10 protein-coding genes are annotated in these 11,624 nt (G+C 70.9%); 7 read left to right on the forward strand and 3 right to left on the reverse strand.

The window, feature by feature from the left end; all coding sequences use genetic code 11:
• The first annotated feature begins 106 nt into the window (after positions 1-106).
• The gene (locus ACRRSS_RS11450; protein ID WP_435971100.1) at positions 107-2,617 is read left to right on the forward strand and encodes a RelA/SpoT family protein; all 2,511 of its coding nucleotides are present in this window, start codon (positions 107-109) and stop codon (positions 2,615-2,617) included.
• Between the two features lie 75 nt (positions 2,618-2,692).
• Here the strand turns inward: ACRRSS_RS11450 and ACRRSS_RS11455 are convergent, their stop codons facing one another.
• Together ACRRSS_RS11455 and ACRRSS_RS11460 are read right to left on the reverse strand one after the other, a co-directional pair.
• Positions 2,693-3,922 (reverse strand): DUF349 domain-containing protein, encoded by a 1,230-nt coding sequence (locus ACRRSS_RS11455; protein ID WP_435971101.1) that lies wholly within the window; start codon positions 3,920-3,922, stop codon positions 2,693-2,695.
• A gap of 200 nt (positions 3,923-4,122) precedes the next feature.
• Complete coding sequence (locus ACRRSS_RS11460; RefSeq protein ID WP_435971102.1) at positions 4,123-4,938, reverse strand: peptidylprolyl isomerase; 816 nt, start codon at positions 4,936-4,938, stop codon at positions 4,123-4,125.
• Positions 4,939-5,100: 162 nt separating this feature from the next.
• On the opposite strand from ACRRSS_RS11460, the gene ACRRSS_RS11465 reads away from it, so the two are divergent.
• The 5 genes from ACRRSS_RS11465 to ACRRSS_RS11485 all read left to right on the forward strand — a co-directional run bounded on the left by ACRRSS_RS11465 (position 5,101) and on the right by ACRRSS_RS11485 (position 10,070).
• On the forward strand, positions 5,101-5,808 hold the full coding sequence (locus ACRRSS_RS11465) for an MBL fold metallo-hydrolase (protein WP_435971103.1): 708 nt from the start codon (positions 5,101-5,103) through the stop codon (positions 5,806-5,808).
• An 8-nt stretch (positions 5,809-5,816) separates the two neighbouring features.
• The gene (gene hisS / locus ACRRSS_RS11470; protein ID WP_435971104.1) at positions 5,817-7,079 is read left to right on the forward strand and encodes a histidine--tRNA ligase; all 1,263 of its coding nucleotides are present in this window, start codon (positions 5,817-5,819) and stop codon (positions 7,077-7,079) included.
• Between the two features lie 164 nt (positions 7,080-7,243).
• Positions 7,244-7,870: a vitamin K epoxide reductase family protein gene (locus tag ACRRSS_RS11475; RefSeq protein WP_435971105.1), complete on the forward strand. Its 627-nt coding sequence runs from the start codon at positions 7,244-7,246 to the stop codon at positions 7,868-7,870.
• A 46-nt stretch (positions 7,871-7,916) separates the two neighbouring features.
• Positions 7,917-9,269, forward strand: a complete 1,353-nt coding sequence (locus ACRRSS_RS11480; RefSeq protein ID WP_435975302.1) for a replication-associated recombination protein A — start codon at positions 7,917-7,919, stop codon at positions 9,267-9,269.
• 108 nt (positions 9,270-9,377) lie between these two features.
• Positions 9,378-10,070: a GmrSD restriction endonuclease domain-containing protein gene (locus tag ACRRSS_RS11485; RefSeq protein ID WP_435971106.1), complete on the forward strand. Its 693-nt coding sequence runs from the start codon at positions 9,378-9,380 to the stop codon at positions 10,068-10,070.
• A 17-nt stretch (positions 10,071-10,087) separates the two neighbouring features.
• On the opposite strand, the gene ACRRSS_RS11490 is transcribed toward ACRRSS_RS11485, so the two are convergent.
• Positions 10,088-10,783, reverse strand: a complete 696-nt coding sequence (locus ACRRSS_RS11490) for a DUF2470 domain-containing protein (RefSeq protein WP_435971107.1) — start codon at positions 10,781-10,783, stop codon at positions 10,088-10,090.
• Positions 10,784-10,989: 206 nt separating this feature from the next.
• Between ACRRSS_RS11490 and rpsD the strand changes: the two genes are divergently transcribed.
• Positions 10,990-11,604, forward strand: coding sequence for a 30S ribosomal protein S4 (gene rpsD, locus ACRRSS_RS11495; protein ID WP_024758279.1), 615 nt, complete (start codon positions 10,990-10,992; stop codon positions 11,602-11,604).
• Positions 11,605-11,624: the final 20 nt, after the last annotated feature.

Here is an 11,624-nt window from a genome sequence, read left to right on the forward strand (position 1 = left end):
CGTGAGCAGTGCGTGTCAGGGCTCGATACCATGGCCTTTCCGGGCCTGACCGGGGGACCCGGCACCTCCCCCAGACTCCGTCCGGGGGGACCCCAGAGGAGCGCTCTTGCCAGACGAGGCCCAGTCACTCTCCGCCGCGCAGCCCGACCCGAAGGCCGACAAGGCCGCGCAGGGGACGGGCACGCCCCAGAACGAGCCGGCGGAGACCGGGCCCGCGCCTGCCGCCTCCACGCCGCCGCCCTCGGAGAGCCCGGCGCCCAAGAGCCCGGCTCCCGAGCCCCCGGCCCCGTCGCGGCCGGCCCCGGCGGCCCCCGCCCGTTCCGGCGGCTCGTCCAACCGCGTCCGCGCCCGCCTCGCCCGGCTCGGCGTCCAGCGCTCGTCCCCGTACAACCCGGTCCTGGAACCGCTGCTGCGGATCGTCCGCTCCAACGACCCCAAGATCGAGACGGCGACGCTCCGCCAGGTCGAGCGGGCCTACCAGGTCGCGGAGCGCTGGCACCGCGGTCAGAAGCGCAAGAGCGGCGACCCGTACATCACGCACCCCCTCGCCGTCACCACGATCCTCGCCGAGCTCGGCATGGACCCGGCGACGCTGATGGCCGGCCTGCTGCACGACACGGTCGAGGACACCGAGTACGGCCTCGACACCCTGCGCCGGGACTTCGGTGACCAGGTCGCGCTCCTCGTCGACGGCGTCACCAAGCTCGACAAGGTCAAGTTCGGCGAGGCCGCGCAGGCCGAGACCGTCCGCAAGATGGTCGTCGCCATGGCCAAGGACCCGCGCGTCCTGGTCATCAAGCTCGCCGACCGCCTGCACAACATGCGCACCATGCGGTACCTCAAGCGGGAGAAGCAGGAGAAGAAGGCCCGCGAGACCCTCGAGATCTACGCGCCCCTGGCCCACCGCCTGGGCATGAACACCATCAAGTGGGAGCTGGAGGACCTCGCCTTCGCGATCCTCTACCCCAAGATGTACGACGAGATCGTCCGTCTCGTCGCCGAGCGCGCCCCCAAGCGGGACGAGTACCTCGCCATAGTGACCGACGAGGTCCAGACGGACCTCCGGGCCGCCCGTATCAAGGCCACCGTCACCGGCCGCCCCAAGCACTACTACAGCGTCTACCAGAAGATGATCGTCCGCGGCCGTGACTTCGCGGAGATCTACGACCTGGTGGGCATCCGTGTCCTGGTCGACACGGTGCGGGACTGCTACGCCGCCCTCGGCACCGTCCACGCGCGATGGAACCCGGTCCCCGGCCGGTTCAAGGACTACATCGCGATGCCGAAGTTCAACATGTACCAGTCGCTGCACACGACGGTCATCGGACCCAACGGCAAGCCCGTCGAGCTGCAGATCCGCACCTTCGACATGCACCGGCGCGCCGAGTACGGCATCGCCGCCCACTGGAAGTACAAGCAGGAGGCCGTCGCCGGTGCCTCCAAGGTGCGCGCCGACGTGCCGAAGAGGACCGGCAAGGACGACCACCTCAACGACATGGCGTGGCTGCGCCAGCTCCTCGACTGGCAGAAGGAGACCGAGGACCCCAGCGAGTTCCTGGAGTCCCTGCGCTTCGACCTCTCCCGCAACGAGGTCTTCGTCTTCACGCCGAAGGGCGACGTCATCGCGCTGCCCGCCGGCGCGACCCCCGTCGACTTCTCCTACGCGGTCCACACCGAGGTCGGCCACCGCACCATAGGGGCGCGGGTCAACGGCCGCCTCGTGCCGCTCGAATCGACCCTCGACAACGGCGACCTGGTCGAGGTCTTCACCTCCAAGGCCGCCGGCGCCGGGCCCTCCCGGGACTGGCTGGGCTTCGTCAAGTCCCCGCGCGCCCGCAACAAGATCCGCGCCTGGTTCTCCAAGGAGCGCCGCGACGAGGCCATCGAGCAGGGCAAGGACTCCATCGCGCGGGCGATGCGCAAGCAGAACCTGCCGATCCAGCGGATCCTGACCGGCGACTCCCTCGTCACCCTCGCCCACGAACTGCGCTACAGCGACATCTCCTCGCTGTACGCGGCCATCGGCGAGGGCCATGTCACCGCCCAGTCCATCGTGCAGAAGCTGGTCCAGGCGCTCGGCGGCGAAGAGGCCGCCACCGAGGACATCGACGAGGCGACGCCGCCCACCCGCGGCCGCTCCAAGCGACGCTCCAACGCCGACCCCGGGGTCGTCGTCAAGGGCGTCGAGGACGTCTGGGTGAAGCTGGCCCGCTGCTGCACCCCCGTCCCCGGCGACCCGATCATCGGCTTCGTCACCCGGGGCAGCGGCGTATCGGTTCACCGCAGCGACTGCGTCAACGTGGAGTCGCTCTCCCGGGAGCCGGAGCGGATCCTGGAGGTCGAGTGGGCGCCCACCCAGTCCTCGGTCTTCCTCGTCGCCATCCAGGTCGAGGCGCTGGATCGGTCCCGGCTGCTCTCGGACGTCACCCGGGTCCTCTCCGACCAGCACGTCAACATCCTCTCGGCGGCCGTGCAGACCTCCCGTGACCGGGTGGCCACCTCGCGCTTCACCTTCGAGATGGGCGACCCGAAGCACCTGGGCCACGTCCTGAAGGCCGTCCGGGGCGTCGAGGGCGTCTACGACGTCTACCGCGTGACCTCGGCCCGCAGGCCGTGACGTCGTAGCGACGACACGAGGAAGGCCCCCGGCTCACTCGCCGGGGGCCTTCCTCGTACGGTCACGGGCTCCGTGTCAGCCGCCGAACTCCTCCAGGCCCTTCAGGGCCTGGTCGAGCAGGGCCTGGCGGCCCTCCAGCTCGCGGGCGAGCTTGTCGGCCTTGGAGTCGTTGCCGGCGGCACGGGCCGCGTCGATCTGCTTGCGCAGCTTCTCGACCGCGTCCTGCAGCTGACCGGTCAGACCCGCGGCACGCGCGCGTGCCTCCGGGTTCGTCCGGCGCCACTCGGCCTCCTCGGACTCCTGGATGGCGCGCTCCACCGTCTGCATCCGGCCCTCGACCTTGGGGCGGGCGTCACGCGGCACGTGGCCGATGGCCTCCCACCGCTCGTTGAGGGAACGGAAGGCCGCACGCGCCGCCTTCAGGTCCGACACCGGCAGGAGCTTCTCGGCCTCCGTCGCGAGCTCCTCCTTCAGCTTGAGGTTCTCGGTCTGCTCCGCGTCCCGCTCGGCGAAGACCTCGCCGCGCGCGGCGAAGAAGACGTCCTGGGCGCCGCGGAAGCGGTTCCACAGGTCGTCCTCGTGCTCGCGCTGGGCGCGGCCGGCCGCCTTCCACTCCGTCATCAGCTCGCGGTAGCGGGCCGCCGTGTTGCCCCAGTCGGTGGAGTTCGACAGCGACTCCGCCTCGGTGACCAGGCGCTCCTTCGCCTTGCGGGCGTCCTCACGCTGGGCGTCCAGCGAGGCGAAGTGGGCCTTGCGGCGCTTCGAGAACGCGGAGCGGGCGTGCGAGAAGCGGTGCCACAGCTCGTCGTCGGACTTGCGGTCGAGCCGGGGGAGGCCCTTCCAGGTGTCCACGAGCGCCCGCAGACGCTCGCCCGCGGAACGCCACTGCTCGCTCTGGGCGAGCTCCTCGGCCTCCGTGACGAGCTTCTCCTTGGCGCCGCGCGCCTCGTCGGTCTGCTTGGCCTTCTCGGCCTTGCGCTCCTCGCGGCGCGACTCGACCGTCTCGACGAGCTTGTCGAGACGGGTCGCGAGCGCGGCCAGGTCACCGACGGCGTGGTGCTCGTCGACCTGCTGCCGGATGTGCTCGATCGCCGCGGTGGCGTCCTTCGCCGAGAGGTCGGTGGTCCTCACCCGCTTCTCGAGGAGGCCGATCTCGACAACCAAGCCCTCGTACTTGCGCTCGAAGTAGGCCAGGGCCTCCTCAGGGGTACCGGCCTGCCACGATCCGACGACCTTCTCGCCCTCGGCCGTCCGCACGTACACGGTGCCCGTCTCGTCGACACGGCCCCACGGGTCGCTGCTCACAGCGCCTCCTCACCATGATGCCGTCGCGGGGTCGTACCCCCCGGGCATCGTCCACAGTTTCCCGGCGGGCCTCGCCCGCCTTCCGCAGCGCGGCCGACGGCCCAACGCTGCACAACGCCAATCTAGGCGAACGGCGGCCCGGCTGTCCGCACTCAGCGCGACCGAGATTCCACGGTCACGCGCGCGTGCGGACGCCCGGCTCACCTCTTCGCGACGGTCGCCTTCTCGATGGTGACGGCCTTCTTCGGGGCACCGTCGGTGGCGCCGCCCTCGACACCGGCCGCCGCCACCTTCTCGATCGCCGCGAGGCCCGCCGCGTCGATCTTCCCGAACGGGGTGTAGCTCGGCGGGAGCTTGGTGTCCTTGTAGACGAGGAAGAACTGCGAGCCGCCGGTGCCCGGCTGACCGGTGTTGGCCATCGCCACCGTGCCGGCCGGGAAGGTCACCGTGCCGTCCGCGCCCGCCTTGCCGAGCGCGCCCAGGTTCTCGTCCGGGATGGTGTACCCCGGGTCGCCGGTGCCGTCGCCCTTGGGGTCACCGCACTGGAGCACGAAGATGCCCTGCGTGGTGAGCCGGTGGCACTTCGTCCCGTCGAAGTACTTCTTGTCGGCGAGGTGCTTGAAGGAGTTCACCGTGCGCGGGGTCTTCGCCGCGTCCATGGTGATCGTGACATCGCCCTCGTTGGTCCGCAGGGCCATGGCGTACGTGGCCTTCGGGTCCACGGCCAGCTTCGGCTCCGGGCCCGCCTGCTTGCTCGGCGTGGGCGCCGGCGTGGTGGGCGCCTCGCTCGTCGGCTTGTCGGAGCCCGCCGCGGTGTCCGACCCCTTCGAGGAGTCGTCGCCGGTCAGCGCCACGGACGCGTACACCGCGCCGCCCGCCGCCAGCACCACCGCGAGCGCGGCCGCGACGACGGTGTTGCGGCGCTTCGCCTTGCGCCGGTTCTCCTCCCGCCGCTGCTGCTGCCGCGCGTACTTCTCCCTGGCAAGCTGCCGCCGCCGCTGATCGCTGGTGACCACCGGTACCGCTCCCGTCGCTCGTCTGTTCCTGTCCTGGCCGGATGTGCCCGTACCGTATACGGGTTGGCTGTGGAACCGGCACCGCCGGTAGGCTCTGATCTGCTGAATCCCGCGATTCCCGTGAATTCCGTGCCCAGTGCCGGACGACAACTAAGGACGAACGTGCTGATTGCCGGGTTCCCCGCCGGGGCCTGGGGGACCAACTGCTATCTGGTCGCCCCCGCCGCAGGCGAGGAGTGCGTGATCATCGACCCGGGCCACCAGGCCGCCCAGGGAGTCGAGGAGACGCTCAGGAAGCATCGGCTCAAGCCCGTCGCCGTCGTCCTCACCCATGGACACATCGACCACGTCGCCTCCGTCGTCCCGGTGTGCGGCGCCCATGACGTCCCCGCGTGGATCCACCCGTCCGACCGCTACATGATGAGCGACCCGGAGAAGGCCCTCGGCCGCTCCATCGGGATGCCCCTCATGGGCGAGCTGACCGTGGGGGAGCCCGACGACGTGCGCGAGCTCACCGACGGCGCGGCGCTCGACCTCGCCGGTCTGGAGTTCTCCGTCGCCCACGCGCCCGGTCATACCAAGGGGTCGGTGACCTTCAGGATGCCGGAGACCGCGGAGATCCCCTCCGTGTTCTTCTCCGGGGACCTGCTCTTCGCCGGCTCCGTCGGACGCACCGACCTTCCCGGCGGTGACATGGACGAGATGCTCGCGTCGCTGGCCCGCGTGTGCCTGCCGCTCGACAACTCGACCGTGGTGCTGTCGGGACACGGTCCCCAGACGACCATCGGCCAGGAACGCGCCACCAACCCGTATCTGCGGGACGTGGCCGCCGGCCTCGGGAGCACGAAGGCTCCCCGACGAGGAATGTGACGATTCACGTGAGCACCTTCAAGGCCCCCAAGGGCACGTACGACCTGATCCCGGCGAACTCGGCGACGTACCTCGCGGTCCGCGAGGCCATCTCGGCGCCGCTGCGCCGGTCCGGGTACGGCTACGTCGAGACCCCCGGCTTCGAGGACGTGAACCTCTTCGCCCGCGGTGTCGGCGAGTCCACCGACATCGTGTCCAAGGAGATGTACGCCTTCGAGACCAAGGGCGGCGACAAGCTCGCCCTGCGTCCCGAGGGCACCGCCTCCGTGCTCCGGGCCGCCCTGGAGGCCAACCTCCACAAGCAGGGCAACCTGCCGGTCAAGCTCTGGTACTCCGGCTCGTACTACCGGTACGAGCGTCCGCAGAAGGGCCGCTACAGGCACTTCTCGCAGGTCGGCGCCGAGGCGATCGGTTCCGAGGACCCGGCGCTCGACGCCGAGCTGATCATCCTGGCCGACGAGGCCTACCGCTCGCTCGGCCTGCGGAACTTCCGCATCCTGCTGAACTCGCTGGGCGACAAGGAGTGCCGTCCCGTCTACCGGGAGGCCCTGCAGACCTTCCTGCGCGGGCTCGACCTCGATGAGGAGACCCTGCGCCGCGCCGAGATCAACCCGCTGCGGGTCCTCGACGACAAGCGCGAGGCCGTGCAGAAGCAGCTGGTCGGCGCCCCGCTCCTGCGTGACTACCTCTGCGACGCGTGCAAGGCGTACCACGAGGAGGTGCGCGCCCTGATCACCGCGGCGGGTGTCGTCTTCGAGGACGACGCCAAGCTGGTGCGCGGCCTCGACTACTACACCCGTACCACCTTCGAGTTCGTCCACGACGGTCTCGGCTCGCAGTCGGCGGTCGGCGGCGGCGGCCGCTACGACGGCCTCTCCGAGATGATCGGCGGCCCCGCGCTGCCGTCCGTGGGCTGGGCGCTCGGTGTGGACCGCACGGTCCTTGCCCTGGAGGCGGAGGGCGTCGAGCTGGACATCCCGGCCGCCACCAGCGTCTTCGCCGTCGCCATCGGCGAGGAGGCCCGCCGGATCCTCTTCGGCAAGGTCACCGAGCTGCGCAGGGAGGGCATCGCCGCGGACTTCTCCTTCGGCGGCAAGGGCCTCAAGGGTTCGATGAAGGACGCCAACCGCTCGGGCGCCCGCCTCGCCGTCGTCGCCGGTGAGCGCGACCTCGCCGAGGGTGTCGTCCAGCTCAAGGACATGGAGTCCGGCGAGCAGCGGTCGGTCGCCCTGGACGCCCTGCTGGAGGCGGTGCGGGCCAAGCTGGCCTGACGGACCGCACGGACGGAGGGGCCCGGTCCACGCGCGCGCGTGGACCCGGCCCCTCCGCTTCGTTCTTACGCCCCCCTCACTTATCCCCGCCGAACGGTGGGCCGGGTCCCCCGTACGGCAGAATGACCGTGCCCACAAGGCCCGCGAGCGAGGGAAAAGGCGACATGACGAAGGCAGCGGTGGACGAGGCCGCGTCCGGCCGGCACGAGGACGGCACGATCGGGGCGAGCAGGGCCTTCGCCTGGCTCCTCGTGATCACCGGAGCGGCCGGGGTGCTCGCCGCCTGGGTCATCACGATCGACAAGTTCAAGCTCCTGGAGGACCCCGACTTCGTCCCGGGGTGCAGCCTCAACCCGATCGTGTCCTGCGGCAACATCATGAAGAGCGAGCAGGCCTCGGTCTTCGGCTTCCCGAACCCGATGCTCGGCCTCGTCACGTACGCCATGGTGATCGCCATCGGTGTGGCCCTGCTCGCCGGCGCCCGCTACCGCCGCTGGTACTGGCTCGGCCTCAACGCCGGCACCCTCTTCGGCGTCGGGTTCTGCACCTGGCTCATGTACCAGTCGCTGTACGAGATCAACTCGCTCTGCCTGTGGTGCTGCCTGGCCTGGGTCGCCACCATCGTCATGTTCTGGTACGTGACCTCGCACAACGTCCGCCACGGCGTCATCCCCGCCCCCCGCGGCCTCAGGACCTTCTTCGACGAGTTCACCTGGATCCTCCCCGTCCTGCACATCGGGATCATCGGCATGCTGATCCTGACCCGCTGGTGGGACTTCTGGACGAGCTGACCGGCCCGGACGGCGTTGTCGGTGCGGTGACCTAGGCTTCATGACTGTGGAGCCCGACCTCTTTACCGCAGCAGCCGAAGACCGCCAGGAGAAGGACCCCGCCAGCAGCCCGCTGGCCGTCCGGATGCGCCCGCGCACCCTCGACGAGGTGGTGGGCCAGCAGCACCTGCTCAAGCCCGGATCGCCGCTGCGCCGGCTCGTGGGCGACGGCGACGGCGGCCCCGCCGGTGCCTCCTCGGTGATCCTCTGGGGCCCGCCCGGCATCGGGAAGACCACCCTCGCGTACGTCGTCTCCAAGGCGACCAACAAGCGGTTCGTGGAGCTGTCGGCGATCACCGCGGGCGTCAAGGAGGTCCGGGCCGTCATCGACGGAGCCCGGCGCGCGGTCGGCGGCTACGGCAAGGAGACCGTCCTCTTCCTCGACGAGATCCACCGCTTCTCCAAGGCCCAGCAGGACTCGCTGCTGCCCGCCGTGGAGAACCGCTGGGTGACGCTGATCGCCGCCACCACCGAGAATCCCTACTTCTCGATCATCTCCCCGCTCCTCTCCCGCTCGCTGCTCCTCACCCTGGAACCGCTCACCGACGAGGACCTGCGGGGGCTGATGGCGCGGGCCCTCACCGGCGAGCGCGGCCTCGGCGGGGCCGTGACCCTGCCGGAGGACGCCGAGTCCCATCTGCTCCGTGTCGCGGGCGGCGACGCCCGGCGCGCGCTGACCGCCCTGGAGGCGGCCGCGGGCGCCGCGATCGCCAAGGGGGAGCCGGAGATCACGCTCCAGACGGTCGAGGAGACCGTCGACCGCGCGGCCGTGAAGTACGACCGCGACGGCGACCAGCACTACGACGTGGCCAGCGCGCTCATCAAGTCGATCCGCGGCTCCGACGTGGACGCGGCCCTGCACTACCTGGCGCGGATGATCGAGGCGGGGGAGGACCCGCGGTTCATCGCCCGCCGGCTGATGATCTCCGCGAGCGAGGACATCGGACTCGCCGACCCGAACGCGCTGCCGATCGCGGTCGCGGCAGCCCAGGCCGTCGCGATGATCGGCTTCCCCGAGGCGGCGCTCACCCTGAGCCACGCGACCATCGCCCTGGCCCTTGCCCCGAAGTCGAACGCGGCGACGACGGCGATCGGCGCCGCCCTGGCGGACGTCCGCAACGGCCTCGCGGGCTCGGTCCCCGCGCATCTGCGGGACGGCCACTACAAGGGCGCGGCCAAGCTGGGCCACGCCCAGGGCTACGTCTACCCGCACGACGTACCGGGCGGCATCGCGGCCCAGCAGTACGCGCCGGACACGATCCACGGCCGCCACTACTACGAGCCGACGCGCTACGGCGCGGAGGCGAGGTACGCGGACGTGGTGGAGCGGGTGAGAGCCCGCCTGAAGGGCGGCGAGTAGGCGCCGGCCGGCTGTGGGCCCGATCAGCAGGGCGGAACGGGGTGGGCACGGCCTACCCGCGCGGTGCCCGTGGTCCGGAGCCGCGTCCCGGACACCTGGCCTCGCCCCATGATCCGTAGAGCGGGAATGCTCCTCCTGGCGTTGACCGTCGTCGCGTGCGCACCCGGTCCGGTGAAGGAGTCCGCGCCCACCGCCGCGTCCGCCCTTCCCCTCGTCACCCCCGGCTTCCCGCCCACCCCCGCCGAGGCGCGGACGCGGCTCGCGGCCCTCACGGTGGCCTGGGGCGTGAACTGGCAGACGTACGAGCGGTCGGAGTTCGGGGACGGCTGGTCCGACGAGACCGACGCCCCCGGTGGGCGCAACGGCTGTGACACCCGGGACGACGTGCTGCGCCGGGACCTCGACGACGTGCGGCTCGGTGACGGGAACCCGTGCGTGGTCCTGTCCGGCGTGCTGCGCGACCCGTACACCGGCGAGGAGTTGCCCTACTCGTACCGCAGGGCCTCCCGGATCCAGACCGATCACGTCGTCGCCCTCGGCGCGGCCTGGCGTGCGGGTGCCTGGGCGTGGACGCCGGAGCGGCGGCTGGCGTACGCCAACGACCTGGACGTGCTGCTCGCCACGGAGAAGGCGACGAACCACGAGAAGAGCAGCAGGACCCCGGACAGGTGGCGGCCGCCGCGGGCGGCGTACTGGTGCGAGTACGGCCGGCGCTGGACCGGGATCAAGGCGAAGTACGGGCTCGCGGTCTCGCCGCCGGAGAGGAAGGCGCTGGAGGAGCTGCTCGCCGCCTGCCGGTGACCGGACGCGCCGAGGCCTCAGGCGCGGGCGGCCTCGAAGAGCCGGTGCATCTCGCGGCGGAGTCCGGAGATCTCCCGCACCGGCTCGGGGAAGTCGAAGCGGGCGTCGAAGCAGTCCCCGGGGCCGGAGCTGAAGCGGACCCGCAGACCGAAGCGGTCGAGGGCGAGCGGGGCGACGTCGCGGCGGGGGACGAGCGAGGCCGAGCGCGCGCCGAGCAGGGCGGTCAGCTCGCGCAGCCGGTCCCCGTGGGCCGTGTGCAGGTGCTGGAGGAGTTCCGTCTCGTGAGTGTGCAGCGGGTCGGGGGAGGCGGCGGCGAACTCCTCGGTGCCGATCTCGCCGGTGCCCCAGAGGTCGTCCACGCGGGCCTCGCCCACCTCCAGGCGCAGCATCGTCCGTCCCGGACCGGCCACACCGGGCAGTGAGGTGAGCCAGCCGGTGATCCAGGCGCGGCCGCGGATACGGTGGGGGACGGAGACGGGGGCGACGTCGGTGAGTTCGAGGACGACCGGCAGCTCGTCGTCCCGGGCGTGCGTGGCGGCCCGTACGGGTGGTGCCTCGGCCGGGTAGAGCAGGAAGATCTCGCCCTCGGGCCCGACCGCCCGCGCCTCGGGCGCGAGCAGCTCGGGCCGGTGGCCCTCGCCCCCCGGAATCAGCAGCACTCCGGAGCATGTACTCTGTACGAGAGTTCGTGTGCGCTCGGCTGCTGACGGCATCCGCGCAATTTCAAGCCCGCTGGGACGCGGCTGACCATGAGCTGATCGGACCTCCGTCGTATCGATGCCATCCAGGACTTCATCCGTGGATTGGGCGTCGTTCTTTGTGTTGCCGTCCGTGATGCGTGTGGTGTTCCCCGGGCGAGACATGCGATCTCCTTGAGTAAGGTGAGCCTAACCTAACCTACAACGGAGGTCTGGAGAACGTGCCTAACCAGTCGCGTCCCAAGGTCAAGAAGTCGCGTGCGCTCGGTATCGCGCTGACCCCGAAGGCTGTCAAGTACTTCGAGGCCCGCCCCTACCCGCCGGGCGAGCACGGCCGTGGCCGCAAGCAGAACTCGGACTACAAGGTCCGTCTGCTCGAGAAGCAGCGCCTGCGCGCCCAGTACGACATCAGCGAGCGCCAGATGGCCCGCGCCTACGACCGTGCCAAGAAGGCCGAGGGCAAGACGGGCGAGGCGCTGGTCGTCGAGCTCGAGCGTCGCCTCGACGCCCTGGTCCTGCGTTCGGGCATCGCCCGCACCATCTACCAGGCCCGTCAGATGGTCGTCCACGGCCACATCCAGGTCAACGGCGGCAAGGTCGACAAGCCGTCGTTCCGCGTCCGTCCCGACGACGTCGTGATGGTCCGCGAGCGCAGCCGCACCAAGCCGCTGTTCGAGGTCGCCCGTGAGGGTGGCTTCGCCGCCGACGGTGAGACCCCGCGCTACCTGCAGGTCAACCTGAAGGCCCTGGCCTTCCGCCTCGACCGCGACCCGAACCGCAAGGAAATCCCGGTCATCTGCGACGAGCAGCTGGTCGTCGAGTACTACGCCCGCTGATCCCAGCTCCGGCGAAGTAC

The organism is Streptomyces sp. Qhu_M48 (genome assembly GCF_051305195.1).
Taxonomy (GTDB): Bacteria; Actinomycetota; Actinomycetes; order Streptomycetales; family Streptomycetaceae; genus Streptomyces.